The 19,138-nt window shown below is 64.0% G+C and carries 20 protein-coding genes; 4 read left to right on the top strand and 16 right to left on the bottom strand.

The window, feature by feature from the left end; genetic code table 11:
- Nucleotides 1-67 precede the first annotated feature (67 nt).
- The 5 genes from BRA471DRAFT_RS16135 to BRA471DRAFT_RS16115 all read right to left on the bottom strand — a co-directional run bounded on the left by BRA471DRAFT_RS16135 (nucleotide 68) and on the right by BRA471DRAFT_RS16115 (nucleotide 4,375).
- The gene (locus tag BRA471DRAFT_RS16135; protein ID WP_007608960.1) at nucleotides 68-514 is read right to left on the bottom strand and encodes a MaoC family dehydratase; all 447 of its coding nucleotides are present in this window, start codon (nucleotides 512-514) and stop codon (nucleotides 68-70) included.
- Nucleotides 515-898: 384 nt separating this feature from the next.
- A complete protein-coding gene (locus tag BRA471DRAFT_RS16130; protein WP_007608959.1) occupies nucleotides 899-1,321 on the bottom strand; it encodes a hypothetical protein in 423 nt (140 codons plus the stop codon).
- Nucleotides 1,322-1,333: 12 nt separating this feature from the next.
- A complete protein-coding gene (locus tag BRA471DRAFT_RS16125) occupies nucleotides 1,334-1,555 on the bottom strand; it encodes a hypothetical protein (RefSeq protein ID WP_007592399.1) in 222 nt (73 codons plus the stop codon).
- 108 nt (nucleotides 1,556-1,663) lie between these two features.
- The gene (locus tag BRA471DRAFT_RS16120) at nucleotides 1,664-2,482 is read right to left on the bottom strand and encodes a lytic transglycosylase domain-containing protein (protein WP_007608958.1); all 819 of its coding nucleotides are present in this window, start codon (nucleotides 2,480-2,482) and stop codon (nucleotides 1,664-1,666) included.
- A gap of 39 nt (nucleotides 2,483-2,521) precedes the next feature.
- Entirely contained in the window at nucleotides 2,522-4,375 is a 1,854-nt protein-coding gene (locus tag BRA471DRAFT_RS16115; protein ID WP_007608957.1) for an NAD(P)/FAD-dependent oxidoreductase, read from the bottom strand.
- 176 nt (nucleotides 4,376-4,551) lie between these two features.
- Between BRA471DRAFT_RS16115 and BRA471DRAFT_RS16110 the strand changes: the two genes are divergently transcribed.
- The gene (locus tag BRA471DRAFT_RS16110) at nucleotides 4,552-6,177 is read left to right on the top strand and encodes a long-chain fatty acid--CoA ligase (protein ID WP_007608956.1); all 1,626 of its coding nucleotides are present in this window, start codon (nucleotides 4,552-4,554) and stop codon (nucleotides 6,175-6,177) included.
- Nucleotides 6,178-6,218: 41 nt separating this feature from the next.
- On the top strand, nucleotides 6,219-7,430 hold the full coding sequence (locus BRA471DRAFT_RS16105; RefSeq protein ID WP_007608955.1) for an acyl-CoA dehydrogenase family protein: 1,212 nt from the start codon (nucleotides 6,219-6,221) through the stop codon (nucleotides 7,428-7,430).
- Nucleotides 7,431-7,451: 21 nt separating this feature from the next.
- Here BRA471DRAFT_RS16105 and BRA471DRAFT_RS16100 read toward each other — a convergent pair whose 3' ends face one another.
- From BRA471DRAFT_RS16100 to BRA471DRAFT_RS16080, 5 genes are all read right to left on the bottom strand, one after another.
- Complete coding sequence (locus BRA471DRAFT_RS16100) at nucleotides 7,452-8,318, bottom strand: HlyD family secretion protein (RefSeq protein ID WP_007608943.1); 867 nt, start codon at nucleotides 8,316-8,318, stop codon at nucleotides 7,452-7,454.
- The gene (locus tag BRA471DRAFT_RS16095; RefSeq protein ID WP_007608941.1) at nucleotides 8,315-8,521 is read right to left on the bottom strand and encodes a DUF1656 domain-containing protein; all 207 of its coding nucleotides are present in this window, start codon (nucleotides 8,519-8,521) and stop codon (nucleotides 8,315-8,317) included. Before BRA471DRAFT_RS16095 ends, BRA471DRAFT_RS16100 begins: the two co-directional genes overlap by 4 nt.
- Nucleotides 8,518-10,569 (bottom strand): FUSC family protein, encoded by a 2,052-nt coding sequence (locus BRA471DRAFT_RS16090; protein ID WP_007608940.1) that lies wholly within the window; start codon nucleotides 10,567-10,569, stop codon nucleotides 8,518-8,520. The genes BRA471DRAFT_RS16095 and BRA471DRAFT_RS16090 overlap by 4 nt, the downstream gene beginning before the upstream one ends.
- 217 nt (nucleotides 10,570-10,786) lie before the next feature.
- A complete protein-coding gene (locus BRA471DRAFT_RS16085) occupies nucleotides 10,787-11,695 on the bottom strand; it encodes an amino acid ABC transporter substrate-binding protein (RefSeq protein ID WP_007608938.1) in 909 nt (302 codons plus the stop codon).
- 178 nt (nucleotides 11,696-11,873) lie between these two features.
- Nucleotides 11,874-12,293, bottom strand: coding sequence for a nuclear transport factor 2 family protein (locus BRA471DRAFT_RS16080; protein ID WP_007608934.1), 420 nt, complete (start codon nucleotides 12,291-12,293; stop codon nucleotides 11,874-11,876).
- A gap of 143 nt (nucleotides 12,294-12,436) precedes the next feature.
- Here BRA471DRAFT_RS16080 and BRA471DRAFT_RS16075 point away from each other — a divergent pair, with 143 nt between their 5' ends.
- Nucleotides 12,437-13,678 (top strand): amidohydrolase family protein, encoded by a 1,242-nt coding sequence (locus BRA471DRAFT_RS16075; protein ID WP_007608929.1) that lies wholly within the window; start codon nucleotides 12,437-12,439, stop codon nucleotides 13,676-13,678.
- Nucleotides 13,679-13,890: 212 nt separating this feature from the next.
- Nucleotides 13,891-14,202: a hypothetical protein gene (locus tag BRA471DRAFT_RS16070; protein ID WP_007608928.1), complete on the top strand. Its 312-nt coding sequence runs from the start codon at nucleotides 13,891-13,893 to the stop codon at nucleotides 14,200-14,202.
- Between the two features lie 12 nt (nucleotides 14,203-14,214).
- On the opposite strand, the gene BRA471DRAFT_RS16065 is transcribed toward BRA471DRAFT_RS16070, so the two are convergent.
- From BRA471DRAFT_RS16065 to BRA471DRAFT_RS16040, 6 genes are all read right to left on the bottom strand, one after another.
- Nucleotides 14,215-15,138: an NAD(P)-dependent oxidoreductase gene (locus tag BRA471DRAFT_RS16065; protein WP_007608927.1), complete on the bottom strand. Its 924-nt coding sequence runs from the start codon at nucleotides 15,136-15,138 to the stop codon at nucleotides 14,215-14,217.
- The gene (locus tag BRA471DRAFT_RS16060; protein ID WP_007608926.1) at nucleotides 15,138-16,007 is read right to left on the bottom strand and encodes a hypothetical protein; all 870 of its coding nucleotides are present in this window, start codon (nucleotides 16,005-16,007) and stop codon (nucleotides 15,138-15,140) included. The genes BRA471DRAFT_RS16065 and BRA471DRAFT_RS16060 overlap by 1 nt, the downstream gene beginning before the upstream one ends.
- Nucleotides 16,008-16,019: 12 nt before the next feature.
- Nucleotides 16,020-16,712, bottom strand: coding sequence for a 4-carboxy-4-hydroxy-2-oxoadipate aldolase/oxaloacetate decarboxylase (locus tag BRA471DRAFT_RS16055; protein WP_007608925.1), 693 nt, complete (start codon nucleotides 16,710-16,712; stop codon nucleotides 16,020-16,022).
- Nucleotides 16,709-17,422, bottom strand: a complete 714-nt coding sequence (locus BRA471DRAFT_RS16050) for a PIG-L deacetylase family protein (RefSeq protein WP_007608924.1) — start codon at nucleotides 17,420-17,422, stop codon at nucleotides 16,709-16,711. The genes BRA471DRAFT_RS16055 and BRA471DRAFT_RS16050 overlap by 4 nt, the downstream gene beginning before the upstream one ends.
- A gap of 75 nt (nucleotides 17,423-17,497) precedes the next feature.
- The gene (locus BRA471DRAFT_RS16045) at nucleotides 17,498-18,382 is read right to left on the bottom strand and encodes an amidohydrolase (RefSeq protein ID WP_007608920.1); all 885 of its coding nucleotides are present in this window, start codon (nucleotides 18,380-18,382) and stop codon (nucleotides 17,498-17,500) included.
- Between the two features lie 29 nt (nucleotides 18,383-18,411).
- Entirely contained in the window at nucleotides 18,412-19,122 is a 711-nt protein-coding gene (locus tag BRA471DRAFT_RS16040) for a TetR/AcrR family transcriptional regulator (RefSeq protein ID WP_007608919.1), read from the bottom strand.
- Between the last annotated feature and the right edge of the window lie 16 nt (nucleotides 19,123-19,138).

Genomic DNA, 19,138 nt, shown 5'->3' with positions numbered 1-19,138 from the left:
CCGAGATGACCACCTCTGCCGGTGACCCGCAAGGGCTTCGGCGACCGCGTAGGGCGCTGCCCCTGCCCTACTCCCGCCGCGGCACGATCGCGATCGGGGTGAAGGTGTAAACCTCCTCGCCGTTCTGGTTGAACATCGTCCATTTCACCAGTGCGATGCCCTGTGGCTTCGATTTCGACGGCGTCAGGCTCATGACCTCCCCGACCAGATGCAGGCGGTCATCGGGCCGTACCGGGATGGTCCAGCGCAGCCCGTCAACGCCGGCGCCGATCAGCGGATGCGGGCCGAAGGGGCGGGTCTGGATCGCAAGGCTCATGGCAATCGCGGCGGTGTGCCATCCCGAGGCAGCGAGACCCCTGAACAGGGTCTGCTTGGCGGCTTCGTGGTCGAGATGCATCGGCTGCGGATCGAACTCGGCCGCGAACCGCTTGATGTCGGCCTCGGTGACATGAACTTCGGGGGATTTGAACTGCATTCCAATGGTGAGATCGTCGAACCACTCGATCCGCGCCATGATTTCGCCTCGCAGTGTGATGCGCCGCCTCGCGGCTAACAGGGTTGAGCAAGAGCGGGATGTAGCGGCTCCGCAGCGCACAAACCAGCCCGGGTTCCCCCACGAAACCCGTTTCCAGATGCGACGAAACACGCCTGAAACAGATGGTCGGTTATCTGGTTGTCAAAATCATACAGGGACGGCCACCATGCAATTCTTCCTCAACCTGATCTGGGATTATTCCTGCTGTCAGCACCTCGTCGCCCTGCCGCCGCAGGAGGACGAGCTATGATCGAGCTGATCTCGGCCTTGCTCGCGCTTTGCAGCGTCGGTGTTTTTGCAGCGCACGCGGTGGATGCCTATCGCACCACACATTACTGATAGCCGTGCACTGATAGCCTTGCCCTAGAACGGCCGCCGGTAGAAATGCTCCGAATGCGTTGCGGGCGGAAACCTGTTGGCGAGCGCGAGAGCTCCCCTTTCGTCCGTTTCGAGCGCGATCTTCTGCGCGAGCATCACGTCGCCGGGAACGAGAAAGCCTGACGGGACGAAGCACCACCCCATCGCCGCATTGCCGGCCGCGTCGATCTCATGGACATTGGCGGCCGTGCCATAGTGGATGCGATAGGTCTTGCCGGTATCACAGCCGACGACATCGAAATGCCGGTGCTGCTCGAATTGCGCGCGCTGCGCCGGCGACAGCCATTCGGCCAGAAGCCGGCGGCCGCGGGCATCCGGCGTGTTCTCGCCGAAGAAGCGCCGATAGAGTTCGCGTAGCGCATGCAGACGCGCACGCGCCGGCGCGCGGAGCCAGACTGCCGCGATCATGAGCAGCTCAGATCAACCGCCGACCAGGCGGGGATAGAACAGCGTTTCCTGCGCGGTCGGGTCAAACGATCGGATCCGGGTGACTTCGCCGGGTCCGGTTCGCAGCGCGGCGGTGAAGCCCGCTCCGGTGAGCTCCCGAAAGCGCCGTTCGGCCCGCGCCAGCGCTTCGGCATTGCCAGGATCAAACTCGTGGCGCGTGTCGCCAGTCTGGTCCATCACGATCTGGGTTGCCATGTTGAGTCTCCTCATGCCCAGCCCTGTTCGATCAAAGCAAACCTCGTGCCGTCGGTTCCAGTTGGCAACAACTTTCTCTTGCCGGCGCATCACGCCTTGCTGAGCTGCTCAACGCGAGGCGGCCGCTCCTCCGCCCTCGTCGATCTGCCGTCCCATCAGGGCGATCGCTTTCTGATAAACGCCGGCGGCATTCCAGGCTTCGATGGCGGCGAAATTCGGCTCGCCCGGCTGGTAACCGGCTCCTGCGCGCCAGCCATGGGCCTTGAGGAAATTCGCCGTCGAGTTCAGCGCATTGGCGGCAACTTCGAGATTGCCGGTGCCGTAGGCCAGGATGTTCTTGGGCATGAACTGGGTCTGGCCGACTTCGCCGTGCATCGAGCCGCGGGTTGCCCCCGACAGCGTGCCGCGATCGATCAGCTTCAGCGCCGCATAGAGCTGGTCGGTGAAGAATTCGGGACGGCGGCAGTCGTAGGCGAGCGTCGCAATCGAGGAGAGCATGTTCTGGTTGCCGCGCTGGCTGCCGAACCCGGTCTCCATGCCCCAGATCGCGATCAGCGGCCCCGGCGGAACGCCATAGCGCTGCTGGATCGAGGCGAACAAGGCGCCCTGCGACTGCTTGAGCTGGCGCCCCTTGGCGACGATGGTAGTGGCGCCGCGCTTGGCGAGGAATTGGTCGAGTGTCAGCGAGAAGCTGCGCTGGCCGCGGTCGGCCGCGATGGTGGCACTAGCGTAATTGGTCTGCATCAGCGCCCCGAGCGCGGTCTGGCCGACGCCTTTGCCCTGCGCTTCCGCACTGAACTCGCGCTTCCAGGCCTCGAAGCCGGCCGGCGAACTGCCGCATTGCGCGGCGTGGGCGGCGGGCGAGAGGCAGCCGAGCAGCGTCATCGCCCCGAAAACCGCCGCAGTTACAGTTCTGCCCCTGATCATGTCCAATGTCCTCTCTCTGGCGCGATCCAATGCCCGAGCTTACCCGGACGAAGGCGCCGACTCCATGGCGTGATCATACGACAGTTCCAGTCCGTCCAAATTGCCCTCCTTGCGCCACTTGTCGAGCAGCCGCAGGAATGCCACCGGCCCGCGCCAATACTGGCTGTTTCTCGCCGCGATCGGATCGAACACGCCTTCATTGTTGTAATAGCCGGGCGTGCATTCGGCGAGATAGGTCTGGCGTCCGAGCGCGGCTTTGACCACCTCCTCGACCCAGGCGTTTTCGGCCGCTAGCGTCGGCTCGAGGGTTCGCGCCTTGCGCTTGCGCACCTCGGCGATCACGTAGGCGATGTGCTGCGACTGCTCGTCTATGATGTGCGGGAAGTTGGCGCTCTGGCCGGCCTGCACCATGACGATCAGGAAGCAGTTCGGGAAGCCGCGGCTGTAGAAGCCGTGCATCGTCTTGACGCCGTCGCGCCAGCGCTCGGACAGGCTCACGCCGTCACGGCCGTAGACCTCGAAGCCCATGCGGCGGGCGTAGTCGGTGCCGACCTCGAAACCGCTGGCATAGATCAGGCAGTCGAGTTCGTAGGCGTGGCCGTCGACCACGACCGCGTTCTCGGTGATGCGATCGACGCCCTGTCCCCTGGTGTCGACGAGATGCACGTTGGGGCGATTGAAGGTGTCGAGATATTCGTCGTGGAAACACGGCCGCTTGCAGAAGGCCTTGTACCAGGGTTTCAACGCCGAAGCCGCCGCCTCGTCCTTGACGATCGCATCGACGCGCGCCCGGATCTCTTCCATCTTGCGATAATCGGCCTGCTCGATGACCTTGAGCGCCTCCTCGATCGAGGTCACCGGCTGCTTCTGGCGGCGCGGCGCCAGCAGGATCTCGCCGAGCAGGCCGGTCCAGCCGTCCTGCACCAGATCCTGTTCGAATGGCTCGCCCGAGATCACCGCCGTGAAATTATCCATGCGCTCGCGCTGCCAGCCAGGCCTGAGCCCCTGCGCCCAGCTCGGATCCGTCGGGCGGTCGTCGCGCACGCCGATCGCTGACGGCGTACGTTGGAAGACGTAGAGCTCCTTGGCCGAGCGGCCGAGATGCGGCACGCATTGCACGGCCGTGGCGCCGGTGCCGATGATCCCGACGCGTTTGTCGCCAAGACCGGTCAGACCACCTTCGGCCGTCCCTCCGGTGTAGGCGTAATCCCAGCGGCTGGTGTGGAAGCTGTGTCCCTTGAAGTTTTTGATACCGGGAATGCCCGGCAGCTTCGGACGGCTCAGTGGGCCTCCAGCAAGGATGACGAAGCGCGCGCGGATGCAATCACCGCGATCGGTCTCGACCAGCCAACGTGCCTCGTACTCCTGCCATTCCATGCGCGTGATGACGGTCTGAAACAGCGCGCGCTCGTAGAGATCGAAGTGACGGCCGATGCGGCGCGAATGTTCGTAGATCTCGGGGGCTCGCGCATATTTGCGCACCGGCATGTAGCCGGTCTCTTCCAGTAACGGCAGGTAGATGTAGCTCTCGGTATCGCAGGCCGCGCCAGGGTATCGATTCCAGTACCAGGTGCCGCCGAAATCAGCGGCCTTTTCCACGACCCGGAAATCATCGATGCCGGCCGCGCGCAGTCGCGCGCCGCACAGAAGGCCGCCGAAGCCGCCGCCGACGATCAGCACCTCGGTCTGTTCGCTGACGGCCTCGCGCGCAAATCCGGAATTGGCCCAGGGATCGTCGAGATAGCGCCCGAACTCGCCGGTCACCTCGACATATTGCGCCTTGCCTTCGGTGCGCAGGCGACGATCGCGCTCATCGCGATAGCGCGCACGGAGTGCGGCAATGTCGATTGTAGATTCGCCGGCTGCACCGGTCTTGTGTCTTTGCGCTGACATCGATTTCCTCCCCGGCGGACACTGCTTCGCCGGCAGCTCGCATCACTTAGCCCTGAAAAAGTGACGCATGCAATCGCGTCTCTCGCTTTTTGCGTGAACGTCGCGCGGCGTTCCGCTAACCTCAAGCGCACATCAAAGCGTACGTCATGCAACGACATGGCGGTCCGGAGGAAACGATGCAGGGATTGATGATGGACATGCCGCTCCTGATCAGCAGCCTGATCCAGTATGCCGCCGACTATCACGGCGAGGCCGAGGTCGTCGCCCGCGAGATCGAGGGCGACATCCATCGCTACACCTATGCGGACGCCCATCCGCGCATCAAGCGCATGGCATTGGCGCTCAAGAGGCTCGGCATGATGCCCGGCGACCGCGTCGGCACGCTGGCCTGGAATACGCACCGGCATTTCGAGATGTTCTATGCCGCGCCGGGCATGGGCTATGTGCTGCACACCGTCAACCCGCGGCTATTCCCCGAGCAGCTCGTCTACATCGTCAATCACGCCGAGGACCGGCTGCTGTTCATCGACCGCGCCACGCTGCCGATCGTCGAGGCCATCGCGCCGCAGCTCAAATCGATCGAAGCTTATGTCGTGATGTGCTCGCGCGAGCGGATGCCGGAGACCAAGCTTGCCAACGTCCATTGCTACGAGGACCTGCTGGAGAAGGAGCACGACGCCGGCTTCACCTGGCCGGAGTTCGACGAAAAGTCGGCGTCCACCATCTGCTACACCTCGGGCACGACCGGCAATCCGAAGGGCGTGATCTATTCGCACCGCGCCGCGATCCTGCAGACCATGGTCTCCTGCAATTTCGACTTCCTGCCCGGGCACCTGGAAGGCGTGCGCGAGGTGATGATGCCGATGGCGCCGCTGTTCCACGGCAACGGCTGGAACATGCCTTTCACCGCGCCTTATACCGGTTCGAAACTGGTGCTGCCCGGCCGCAATTACGAGCCCGACAAGCTCTACGAGCTGCTCGAAGGCGAGAAAGTGACGCTGTCGGCGGGCGTGCCGAGCTTCTGGCTGATCCTGCTCGACTGGCTTGGACGTACCGGCAACAGATTCTCGACTCTTCGTGCAACATTGTCGTCGGGCTCGGCGCCGCCGCGCGCGATGGTCGAGAAGCTCAAGCGCGAGTATGACATCGACTACGTCCAGGCCTGGGGCATGACGGAAGCCTTGGGTTGCTCGATGCCCGGCTTGCGGCCGGGCTCCGAGCATCTCGACGACAAGGAGAAGTTCGACCGCCGCCAGGTGTCCGGCCGCGCCTGTTTCGGTACCGCCTTGCGGATCGTCGACGACGGCGGCAACGAGCTGCCGCGCGACGGCAAGAGCGTCGGCCATCTGCGCGCGCGGGGCCCGTGGGTTGCGTCCGGCTACATGAAGCTCGACGAAGGCCTCGACCGCGACGGCTGGCTGATCACCGGCGACATGGCCGTGATCGACCCACACGGCCACGTCACGCTGACCGACCGCTCCAAGGACGTGATCAAGTCCGGCGGCGAATGGATCTCCTCGATCCAGCTCGAGGACGTTGCCTTGTCTCACCCCGATGTGCTGCAAGCCGCCGTGGTCGCGATCAACCATGAGAAATGGCAGGAGCGGCCTCTGCTCCTCGTCGTCCGCAAGAAAGGCGCGACCGTCGACGGCAAGACGCTGCTCGACCACATGCGTCCGAAGATCGCGAGTTGGTGGATGCCCGACGCCGTCGAGTTCATGGACGAGTTCCCGATGACCGGCACCGGCAAGGTGCTCAAATCGGCGCTGCGCGAGAAATTCAGAGAGTATCGCGTCGCGTGAGCCGATCGCGCCCGGCCTGTCTATCGATCAAGGAGACAAAAATGCTCTACCCGATGTCGCCCAAAGTCGTCGAGCTCAAGCGCAAGCTCGAAAGTTTCATGGACCGGCACATCTACCCGAATGAGGAGCGCTTTTATCGCGAGGCGGAGGAGCTGGGGCCCTGGAAGGTCTATCCTGTCGTCGAGGAGCTGAAGCCGCTGGCGAGCGCCGAAGGCCTCTGGAACCTGTTCCTGCCGGACTCCGGCCACGGAGCAGGCCTGACCAATCTCGAATATGCGCCGCTCTGCGAGGTCATGGGCCGCTCGCATCTCGCCCCCGAGGTCTTCAACTGTTCGGCGCCGGACACCGGCAACATGGAGGTGCTGGAGCGCTATGGAACGGAGAAGGACAAGGAGCGCTGGCTGAAGCCGCTGCTCGCAGGCGAAATCCGCTCCTGCTTCGCCATGACCGAGCCTGCCGTCGCCTCGTCCGATGCGACCAACATCGAAAGCTCGATCGTCCGCGACGGCGACCATTACGTCATCAACGGCCGCAAATGGTACACCACCAACGCGACCGACCCACGCTGCAAGATCTGCATCTTCATGGGCAAGACCGATCCTGACAACGCGGACCGCCACAAGCAGCAATCCATGATCCTGGTGCCGATGGACACAGCGGGCGTCGAGGTCAAGCGTGCCCTGCCCGTGTTCGGCTTCTACGGCGTGCCCGATCGCGCCTCCGAGGTCGTCTTCACCAATGTACGCGTGCCCAAGGAGAACATGCTGCTGGGCGAGGGCCGCGGCTTCGAGATCGCGCAAGGGCGCCTCGGCCCCGGCCGTATCCACCACTGCATGCGGCTGATCGGGCTCTCCGAGCGCACGCTGGAGAAGATGTGCCGGAGGGTGCGCAGTCGCGTCGCCTTCGGCAAGCCGGTCTCCGAGCAGGCGGTGACGCAGGAACGCATCGCGGAATCCCGCATCATGATCGAGCAGGCCCGGCTGCTGACGCTCAACGCAGCCTACGCGATGGACACCGTCGGCAACAAGGTGGCGAAAGCCGAGATCGCGATGATCAAGGTCGCCGTGCCCAACATGGCCTGCCAGATCATCGACTGGGCGATCCAGGCCCACGGCGGCGGCGGCACGTCGAACGACTTTGGATTGACGCAGGCCTATGCGACCGCGCGTTTGCTGCGTCTCGCCGACGGCCCGGATGAGGTCCACAGGAACCAGATCGCACGGTTCGAGCTGAAGAAATATTCGAATGCTTGAAGCGAGTGATGGCAGTCGCGCCTAGTTCAACACTTCAACCGTCGCCGAACGCCCGGCCACCAGCGACATCCCGTCAGGCACATGATCCAGCGCGATGCGCACCGGGACGCGCTGGGCGAGGCGCACCCAGCTGAAGGTCGGGTTGACGTTGGCAAGCAGGCTGGCCCCCTCGGCACGGTCGCGGTCCTCGATGCCGGCCGCGATGCTCTCGACATGACCCAGCAGCGTCACCTTCTCGCCCATCAGTCGGACCTGCACCTTGTCGCCTATACGAATGCGCGCGAGTTTCGTCTCCTCAAAATAGCCTTCGACATGCAACGTGTCGGTGTCGACCAGCGCCATCACGCCCTTCCCGGCCGTGACGTAAGCACCGGGACGCAGATTCATGTTGGTAATCACGCCGTTCACGGAGGCATGCACCTCGCTGCGATCGAGGTTGAGCTGGGCGACCGCACGGTCGGCAACGGCCTGGTCGAAGGCAGCCTTGGCCTGGAGCTGGGTCGCCAGAACCTGCTCCTGCTTCTGCTGCGACACGGCATCCGTCGTGAGCGCGCTGTAGCGCTTCAAATCGGCATTGGCCTGATCGAGCGTGGCCTGATGACCTGCCACGGACGCATCGGCCTGCCGCAGCGCCAGCGCAAATCGCTCGCGATCGATCTTGAACAGGACGTCACCGCGATGGACCTTCTGATTGTCCTTGACCAGCACCTCGGTGACGAAGCCGGACACGTCGGGCGCGACCTGCACCACGTCGGCGCGCACCCGGCCGTCGCGGGTCCATGGCTGCTCCATGTAATAGACCCAGAGCTCGCGGCCGACGGCGAGCGCGGCGACAACGGCAAGGAGCGTCAACGCGAGGCGCCCGAGCCAGGCAAGATTCCCTTTCATGCAAGGTACTCCGAGAGATAGACGACGACGCCGAGAATGCAGACGTAGATCGCGAAATCGAACAGCGCGCGGTGCCAAACCAGCCGGTAGAGATCAAAGCGCTGCATGAAACGGCGCAGCAGAGCACTCAGCCCGTAGGCGATGATGATCCACAACAGCAGCGCTGGCACGAGCACACCATAGATATCGATCACGTATCTCATGCCGCAACACTCTCGCCTGCCCGCGGCCGATAGGCCGGCGCATCCGGAAACAGGCCGCGCCTTATGCCGACGAGGCCGACCAGAGCGTCCTCGCGCGCCTTCTCATTGGGATCCTTCACCGCACGGGCCAGTGCCCGATCGACGCTTGCCAGAAGTTCGGCCGGCATTCCATCGCCCGCATATTTGCGGCAGGCGATGGCGAGCTCGTCGAGCATGTCGTCGATGACGGCAATGGTGGATGCCGCGAGCCCATAGCGGGCACGGCGCAGATCGATAATGTTGATTCCGATACGGAGCTGGACGAGGCTGTCGGTATCGCGCCGGTCGCTCTCGGAGAGGAAGGCGATGCGCTGTACGAGCAATCCGAGCCGGTGCAGCATGAGGCCTGCAAATACGGCGCGATCGCCCCTTCCGCGCCGCTCGGCGGCAACGGCGAGCGTCTTCCAGTTCGACAGCACCAAGCGATTGGCAATCCACTCCGCCCCCACCCCACGCGCGATCCGCGTCACCAACTCGGCGATGGCGACGCCGACGAAGAAGGCAACGGCGGAATTGGCGTAGGACGCAAAGTCCGCGCTGTAGGTCGATTGCAGCGCCAGCAGCGTCGCCGTGTTGGCCGCGAGCGCCATGCCGGTTCCGGTCGTTGCGGGCCGCGCGATCAGCAAGCCATAGAAGAGGAACGTCGGCGCGAGCGCGGCGACCAAAACCTCGAGATGCGAGATCGCTGGCACCAGTGCAAAAAGGTAGATCGCCACGACGACAATGGCGACCAGGGACCACAGGCCAAAACTGCGGATGAAGCGCGCGGGCTCGTCCTGCGCGGCGAAGAACGAACAGGCGACGGCCGCCATCATCGGCGCCGACGCGCCGTCCGGCCAGCCGGTACCGATCCAGAACGCGCAGCAGATCAGGATGGCCGCCGCCGCGCCGGCAGCCGACCACAGGGCAAGGCCGCGATCCCTATGGCGCACCGGCGCGGCACCTGCTTCGGATTGGAAATCCAGATCGAGGGTCGAGACGTTCCGGTTCTCGGCGATCACGTCCGTCAGGGCGCGGCAATCGCGCGAGAGGTCGACCAGATCGCGCAGCCGCGACAACAGGCTGGTGACGATGATCCGCTCCCAGGAGGCGCTGTCGTCGAGGACCGCCTGCTGCCGTGCGATCATGGCGCGAATCCGCTCGGCCGGCTGCCGTGCGTTGGCGTCGCTGGTGATCCATTCCGCGAGATCTTCCAGGAGCCGCCTCAGCTCGGATTGCCGCCACAACGCCTCCTCGCCCAGCGCGGCGAGCCGGTCCTCGAGCGAAGCGATCACCGGCAAAAGCATTAGCATGCGCAGCCGGATTTCACCCAGTCCGACGACGGCATTGCGGTCGGTCAACCGGTCATAAGCAAGATGGGTGGAGAGCGTGTCGATTTCGACGATGTCGGTCGCAAGCTTGATGCGCTTGCCGCGGCGGGTCTCGTTCGTCCCGTGGCGCAACAGGACGACTTGACTTAGGCGCTGCGCGTCCGCCACCCAATTCTCGATGCGATTGGCAACAGCCGGCGCGACGCTGCGTGGAAGGACGATGGTCGAAACCAGGCTGGCGCAGATGATGCCGAGCGAAATTTCCTCCAGCCTCGCCACCGCGGTTTCGAAAATGGCGCCCGGCTCGGATACCGAGGGAAAGCCGATCAGCGCCACCGTGTATCCGGCCAGCATGAAGACGTAGCTGCGCGGGGTGCCGTCGAGCAGCGAGAGATAAAGACAGAGCCCGACCCAGAGCGCGATGGCGAGGCACAGCAGCTCGGGTGCATCGATCAGGTTTGGAACCAGCGCCACCGTCGTGACGGCGCCGACCAGTGTGCCCATCACGCGGAAGAACGCCTTCGAGCTGGTCGCGCCCGCCAGCGGCTGCGAGGTGATGTAGACGGTTGCCATCGCCCAATATGGCCGTGGCAGATCCATCGCCAGCGCGATGACGAGCGCCAGGATCGACGCGGCGAACGTCTTCAAAGCGAAAATAAGGTCCGCGTGGCGGACCAGGAACGGTTCATTTGCGCGCATGGCTATTTCGCTTCGGCGTCGGTCTTGGCGGCTTGCCCACCGTTCTATGCGCTGGAGAGTCGCGAAGGTGACCGCAAGTTCCTCGGGGCGATATCATGCAGCAGGCTGGCCCGGCCCCCAGGCCGGCCCCGCGGCGAGGCGGGGGTTCCCGACGGCCTACTGACATCTCGGCGGACCGCTTGCGCGCAACACGCTTCCGGCGGCGACAACCCTCGCCTCAGTTCACCACGTAGACATCCGGGTCGAAGCTTGAGCTCGGCTTTTTAAAGGCGTTGCGCAAGGCGCCCGACATCGGGACGTTGTAGTTGAGGCCGTTCGGCGGCGTCGGCGATTCCAGCCACTTCTTGTAGAGGACCTCGATCTCCTGGCTCGCGTACAGCTCCGCGGTCGCGCGATCGGCGAGCGCCTTGAACGGCGCGTCTTCCCGCCGCAGCATGATCCCGTAAGGCTCCGGCTTCGAGAACGTCTCCTCGCTGATCATGAAGAGCTGCGGCTCCTTCGAGCGCGCGATCGCGACCGCGAGCTGCACGTCGTCGAGCGCGTAGGCCTGGGCGCGATCGGTTTCCAGCAGCAGGAAGGCTTCGGCCTGGTCCTTGGCCGGCATCACGTTGATGCCGAGATTGCGCTCGGTGTTGACCTTGGCGAGCTGCGTCAGGTTGACCGAGCCGGCCACCGCCGTCACCGCCTTGCCCTTGAGATCATCGATGGTGTTGATTTTTGCGGCTTTCTTGGCCGCAAATCGCGTTGCGCTAAGGAAGTGCGTGTTGGTGAAGGCGACCTGCTTCTGGCGATCGGCATTGTTGGTGGTCGCCGAGCAATGCAGGTCGAGCGTCCCGTTGACCATCAGCGGAATCCGGTTCGACGACGTCACGGCGAGGGTATCGACGGCGATGTCGGGCATGCCGAGCTGCTTCTTCACGGCATCCACGATCCTGAGACAGATATCCATGGCAAAGCCGACCGGCTTCTGGTTGCCGTCGAGATAGCTGAATGGGACCGAGGCCTCCTGATAGCCCAGCGTGATCTTCTTGGTCTCTTTGACCTTCTGAAGCGTGCCCGACAGGTCTTCGGCGGAGGCGGCAGTTGCAAGACATGTGAGAGCCAGGACAACAGTGGGTAAACGCATCGGGAACTCCTCGAGGAGGCTCACGCCTCCATGCCGGGCGCAGCAATCGCACCGTTGATAGCGCAGGCGCGCCGCAGCCGCCAGACGAGCTTGCGTCTATCAGCTATCGCGGCTTGCGATACGGTGACCAGCCGTTTGTCTCCGTGAAGTCAGGGCGGCTCAAGCGCTAGTATGGCTGTTACGCGTCGATGCCGCGCTGGACCAGGATGCGCTCGGCGCTGTCGTTCCAGACGTCCATCTTGGTGATCTGGCCGTTCCGTACGACGAAGCGGTCGACGTAGCGGTTGCCCTCGAATGGGGTCCCATCCATCCATTCGCCGTAGAGCGTGCCCACACTATAGACCACGGTCTCGCCGTCGCCGGGGCAGACGTCGAACCGGTCCATCTTCTTCTTGACCCAGCGGTAGCGCTTGGCGTTGAACCCGGTCGGGCCACGCGGATGATCGAACTCGCGCCCGCCGGTAAAGGTGATCACCGTGCCGGGCGCCATATAGGCCGCCGCGGTGTCCGGATCGGGGATCATCGACGCCGTGAGATAGGCTTCCACGATCTCGGCATCGGACGACGGACCGGCTTCGGCTTTTGCGGTAGCGGACATGGCTCATTCTCCCGGGTTTGCAGAATACTAACGCCGCGCCCGGGGAATACGTGCATATATTTTGAACATTTCCGTCGCTACACTGCCGACAATCTGGAGCCGCCAAACGCGGCCGACCGCACTAAATTCCTTCCGCAAGAGCCATGACCACGCAACCCGCCTTTGACCTCATCTTTCGCAACGCCTTGCTGCGTGGTGCCGCCGACCCAATGGACATCGGCGTCACGCGCGGCCGGATCACCGCCATCGAACCGACGCTCGCCTGCGAGGCCGTCGAGGTCGATGTCGGCGGGCGCCTCGCCCTGCCCGGCTTCGTGGACAGCCACATCCATCTGGACAAGGCCTGCCTGCTCGGCCGCTGCGGGCATGATCACGGCAGCGTCTCGGAAGCGATCCGCGCCGTCTCCGGGATGAAGAAGGACTTTACGGTAGAGGACGTATATGAACGCGGCGCCCGGGTGCTCGAACGTGCCATCGTCCACGGCACCACGCGCATGCGAACCCACGTCGAGATCGATCCGCGCATCGGCTTGCGCGGCTTCGAGGCGGTGAAGGCGCTGAAGCGTGACTATGCCTGGGCGATCGACCTGTCGCTCTGCGTCTTTCCGCAGGAAGGCCTCACCAACGATCCCGGCAGCGAGGAGCTTCTGATCCAGGCGCTGCGCGACGGCGGCGAGGTGATCGGCGGCTGTCCCTACACGGACACCGACCCGAACGCCCATCTCGCACGCATCTTCGACCTCGCCGAGGCGTTCGACGTGGACGTCGATCTCCATCTCGATTTCGATCTCGATCCCTCCTGGTGGCACCTCGACGAGGTCTGCCGGCAGACCGAGCGGCGCAACTACGGGGGGCGCGTGGCAATCGGCCATGCGACGAAACTCTCCGCACTGCCACCGGAGCGGCTGAGGGCCGCCACCGCGCAACTCGTGAAGGCTGGCGTTGCCGTCACCGTGCTGCCGGCGACCGATCTCTATCTGATGGGGCGCGAGGCGACCCACAACGCGCCACGCGGGTTGACGCTCGCCCACAAGCTCGCAGGCGAAGGCGTGGTGTGCTCGGTCGCGACCAACAACGTGCTCAATCCCTTCACGCCGTTCGGCGACGCCTCACTGCTGCGAATGGCGAATTTCTACGCCAACGTGGCGCATGCCTCGGTCAACGACTTCGATACCTGCCTTGATCTCGTGACCGAGCTGCCGGCGCGGCTGATGAACCTCGGGGATTACGGCATCAAGGTCGGAAACCCTGCCGATCTCGTCGTGCTCGATACGCAAGACAGCCGCTTCGCGATCGCCGAGCTGCCGGATATCGTGATGGGCTTCAAGCGGGGTCGGCAGACTTTTGCACGGCAACGGCCCACTCTATTTGGCCCCGGCTCCTGATCGCTCTCAATGCATATCTGCATTGAAGGGCGGCTGATTTCCGAGCAGCTTCCGTTCGATGTTACCGCTCATCGTTCCGTAATTCCGAATCCGGTAGATTCCCGGATAGTAGATTCTTGCTGATTCTCGATAGCTGCGCGCATTGCAAGTCCCGCGGTGCCGGTCATAGTAGGACCGGCACTGATGTCTGCATTCAACGGGGAAGCATCGACATGTTCAGCGCATTCAGCGACATCGACTACCAATCCAAGCGAGCGAGAACGCCCAGCGAGGCTGCCGTGAAGCGGCTCGACGGCATCGGGCACGTCCTGTCGGAGCTCGATCTGGCGGGCGTCGGGACACAGGATGACCTGACGCGCATGCTCCTGACGCTCGATACCGCCGACAAATGTATTCGATCGATCCGCGCAGAATTCCGGACCGAAGTCGCGAACGATCGGCTGGCCCGCAAGGCCGAAGACCTGATGGCGTTGATCGAACGCGCCCGCGACGAGCTCACCGGCTGTCGCACGGCAAAGTCCTGAGCAGGAGCCGCCCTATTTCTCGCGATTGATCTTCGCCAGGATTCGGTCCGCCTCGGTGCGCCAATCAGCGCTGCGGGCGAACTCCTTGGTGCCCTTCATTCCAAACAGGCCCTCGTCGGCGAGGTCCGCCACCCAGGCCTGCCGCTCGGCGGTGCCCTGCGCGGACCACGGCGCCAGCCCCGCTTCACGCACGGTCTCGGCGACCTCGCGTACTTCCTCGGCGCGGCGGCGGCCATGCTCGATCACGCGCTGGAAGCAATAAGCGCCCTGCTTCTCCCAATCGATCGTGGGAAAGGTTTCCGCCAGTGAAGCCAGCACCGCATCCTCGACTCCATAGGCGCGCGCGGTGGTAAAGCTTTCGATGACCATGGCCTCCAGGCCCTTGATCATGACGCTGCGGCACATCTTCACCGCCGAGGAAACCCCGAGCTTGTCGCTCGCAACCTTTGCCGCAAAACCGATCGTGTTCAAAAGCGGCTCCAGCTCCCTGGCACCGGGACCACCGAGCAGCAGCGGCACCTTGATGCGATAAGGCGGCACCGACGTCATAACCGCGCCCTCGACATAGCGTCCGGCGGCGCCATCGATCAGCGCGGCGGCGCGCTGCTTGGCGCCGGGAGACGCCGAATTGAAATCCAGGAACCAGGTGCCCTGATTGATCGCGGCCGCGCAGGCCTTTGCCACCGGCACGGCCTGGCTCGCGGTGACCGCGGAGATGATGAAATCGGATTTGACGGCGAGCTCGGCGTGCGAGGCTGCGAGCCAGACACCGAATTTTTCAGCATGCTCCTGCAGCGAACCGCCCTGCTCGCCTCCGAGCTTGATGTCATAGGCAGAGACCTTGATGTCCTGCTGGCGCAAATCCTCGGCCAGGATCCTGCCGACCTCGCCGTAACCGACCAGCCCGATCTGCCATCGCCTCGGATCACCCGCCATCAGTTCAGTCCTCGCGTTGTCTCGTCGAACAGCTCCTCGACGGCATAACGGCGCGGGATCAGCGCCTGCTGCAACGCATAGTCGATGATCAGCTCCAGCGGCTTCCTGTTGGCTTCGATTCCGAACGGAACAAGGTCCGGCATTGCCGCAGGTCCCGCCTGCATCTTGCTCCGCTTGAGGAGATCATAAATGCCCGAAACCACGTCAGGACGCGATTTCGCCAGCTGATCGGGCACGACCACGAGATGATTGACCGGCACGACGCCGCGACGCGCGTACCATTTGGCGGCTTCCGCGGCCGGATCGGGGAACAGCGTCTGCAGCTTGGGATCATCGGAGGCCTCGCCGAGGACGGCATCGAGCTCGCCGTCGATCAGCATCTGCAAGATCTTCTTGCCCTTCGGCGCGCGCTCGGTGGAGTCGACATATTCGGCGACGTGCGGATCCTCGAAGGTGACCCAGCGTATCTTGTCGAGATTGACGCCGTAGTCGTTGGCGAGAATGCCCCTGATCCAGGCGCCGGTCGTCGTCGTGAACGAGCGAATGCCGACCCGCTTGCCTGCGAGATCGGACGGCCCAAGCGTTCCCCGTTCCGGATTGTGGAGTGCATAGGAATGCTGGAAACGGCCGAGCATGGTGGCAGGTAGCAGCACCAGCGGCTTGCCATGCGCCTTCGCCATCAGATAGGTGACGATCGCCATCTCGCAGACGTCGAAGGCCTGCTCGCGCACCATCGGCTTGAACGCCGTATTGGTCGGCGTGTACTCGATGAAATCGAGATCGAACAGGTCGGAGCGGAGCTCGCCGCTCTTGACCGCCTGGACATGGGGGTGACTGCCGAGCACGGCCTTCAGCTTGAGACGACCCATCGGCCCACTCCGCTAATTGCTTTGGACATCCTCGGGATTGTCGACATAGACGAGCCCGGCCTTCGCCAGGGTCTCGCGCATGCTGTACATGTCGAGGCCCAGCTCGCCCGAAGCTAGCCGCTTGCGCTTGCCGCCTTCGTCCGCGTTGCGCTTCTTCGCCTTCGCGGCGACCTCGGCCGCGTAGCGCTTCGGCACCACCACGACGCCGTCGTCATCGGCCACGATGATGTCGCCAGGATCGACGTTGACGCCGGCGCAAACCACGGGGACATTGACCGAGCCGAGCGTCGCCTTCACTGTCCCCTTGGCCGAGACCGCGCGCGACCACACCGGAAACTTCATCTCGTGCAGTGCCCTGACGTCGCGGCAGCCGGCATCGATGATCAGCCCCTGCACGCCGCGCGCCTGCAACGAGGTTGCGAGCAGCTCACCGAACATGCCATCGGTGTTGTCGGTGGTACAGCCGACGACGAGGATGTCGCCCTTCCTGCACTGCTCGACCGCGACATGGATCATCCAGTTGTCGCCGGGCTGCGCCAGTACGGTGACGGCGGGGCCGGCGATCGCCGCGCCGGCCCAGACCGGCCGCAGATACGGCTTCATCAGGCCGAGCCGACCATAGGCCTCGTGCACGGTCGAGACGCCGTACTCCGCCATGGCGGCGGGATCGGCTCGCTCAATGTTGCGAACGACGACCGGCTTCATGCCAGCTCCTCCGCTACCGTCGGGAACAGGCGCTGATAGGCCTCGCCATACGTCATGGGAACGCCGGTGTTACGGCTGCCCTGGATGCCGCGGTTGAGCGCGACACGCTCGTAGTAGCCCCAGAGATGTTTTTGCGCGGCGAGGATCTGGAACGCCTCGTACTTCTCCTTCCAGACCTCGTCGATCTTGAGGAGCAGGTCCGGCTTGTAATTGCACTGCTCGGGCTGGTGCGGCTCGAACAGAAACACTGGCGGCGCCGAATATTTGTACTGCGCGCCGGGCTTGTGGCCCATGGCCTGCGCGACCACGCGGGTTTCCTGCGCGAAATGCGCCGCGTTCGGATGGTCGAAATTATAGGGGTCCTCCAGCGCATGCGTCAGCACGAAGCTCGGATTGAGCTCGCGGTAGATGTCGACCATGCGGTCGAAATGCGCCTCCGTCAGCTTCAGCGGATAGTCGCCGCAGTCGAAGAACTCGACCTCCGCGCCGAGCAGCTTTGCTGCGCGCTCCGCCTCATCCTTGCGGCCGGCCTTGACTGATTCCAGCGTCGCACCCTTCTCCTTCCAGGCGAACTGGCTCTCGCCGCGCTCGCCGTAGGACAAGCAGACGATCTTCATGCGATAGCCCTTCTTCGCATGCAGCGCGATGGCGCCGCCGGCGCGCCAGACGAAATCGCCGGGATGGGCGGTGACCACGAGACCTGTTTTCATGGGACAAACTCCCCTTTTCTGTTCGTCAACGTCATAAGTTCATCAAGCCGCGCGGCTTGTCGATCGCAAGCGCCGTCATTGGTCGAATTCGAACAGGCGCGCTGGATTTTCGACGAGGATCTTCTGCTGATACTCCGGCTCCGGCGCGAACAGCGGGATCAGGTCGACGAGATCGCCGTCGTTCGGCATCGTCTTGACGTTGGGATGTGGCCAATCGGTGCCCCAGATGACCCGGTCGGGCGCGGACTCGACGATCTTTCGCGCAAACGGCACCGCGTCGGTGAACGGCGGACCGGCCGACGACACCCGCTCCGAGCCGCAGATCTTGACCCAGCATTTCTCGTCGCGCTGCATCAGCTCGATCAGGATCTTGAACGGAAGCTGATCGAGCCCTTCGGACGCCTTCACCCGTCCCATATGGTCGATGGTGTAGCTCAGCGGCAGCCTTGTCAGCGTGTCGGCATATTCGGGCAGATCGATCGCGTCGAAATGCAGGTCGATATGCCAGTCGAGCGGCGCGACCATCGCGACGATGCGTTCGAACACCCGCTTGTCGGGAACGCCGCCGAGATGGCGAACGAAATTGAAGCGGCAGCCGCGGAAGCCGCCCTCGTGCAGTATGCGAATCCCGCGCTCCGTGATGGAGCCGTCGATATTGGCGACCGCGCGATAGGCCCCGTTGCTCTGCGCGATGGCGTCCAGCGCCACCGTGTTGTCGGTGCCGTGCACACTGGCATTGACGATGACGGCACGTTCGACCCCGAGCTTGGCATGTAGCGCGCGGAAATCGGCGAGCGGCGCATCCGGCGGCGTGTAAGAACGGTCCGGCGCGTAGGGGTATTTCGCGCCGGGCCCGAAGATGTGGCAATGCGCGTCGCAAGACAGCTTCGGCAGCTTGAACTTCGGCGTGCGCGTGTTCGGATCGGGCGGCGGAATGGTCGGCATGTACATGGTTGCCATCAGATAAACCGCCGAACGAGACCGAGTGTTCAAGTCTTGCTGCTGACGACCGGTCGTCGCCGTGCCGGCGCAGCCTGATCGGGTGCCGGCGCCTGGAACGCGGCGACGGTGGCCTGCACCAATTGCTCGATGGCGCTTGCGGCATCGCTACCGTCGGCCTCGCCGCGCGACAGGCGCGAGACGCGATCCGGCGTCACCAGCGAATAATAGAGTGCGCCAAGCAGGAAGTGGCTGCGCCAGACGATGTCGGTGCGCGGAACGTGCGGCAGGCTTTCGTGAACAGCATCGATGAAGGCGTGGCTGGTGTCGTCAAAAGTCTGCGCGATGATCTTTCGCGCGACCTCATTACCCTCTGCAGACATCACCGCGCGCAACCGCGTGAACCGCGCCCCGCCCCCGGCAAGATCACTGCCCGAGGTGAAGGCCGGCACGACATAGGCCCGCACCACCGCTTCGAGCCGGTCCTGGAGATCGCGCACGCGCTTGGCGGCGGCGAGCAACTCTGATCGGCGCAAATTCATTGGCCCGCAATGGCGCCGGTAGATCTCCAGCAGCAGACCGTCCTTGGTCTTGAAATGATAGGTGATGCTGCCGGGATTGGCGCCGGCGGCCTGTGCGATATCGCGCACCGACACGGCGTTGAAGCCGTTGGTGGCGAACAGCTCCTCGGCCGCGGCGAGGATCGCCTCGCGCATGTTCGGCTTGCGAGCCGTTTCCTTGCTGGCGGGGTTGCGCATCATGTGATTTGTACTATCG

The organism is Bradyrhizobium sp. WSM471 (assembly GCF_000244915.1).
GTDB lineage: Bacteria > Pseudomonadota > Alphaproteobacteria > Rhizobiales > Xanthobacteraceae > Bradyrhizobium.
The sequence above is the reverse complement of the archived record's forward strand: the minus strand, read 5'-3'. Positions and strand labels throughout refer to the sequence as shown.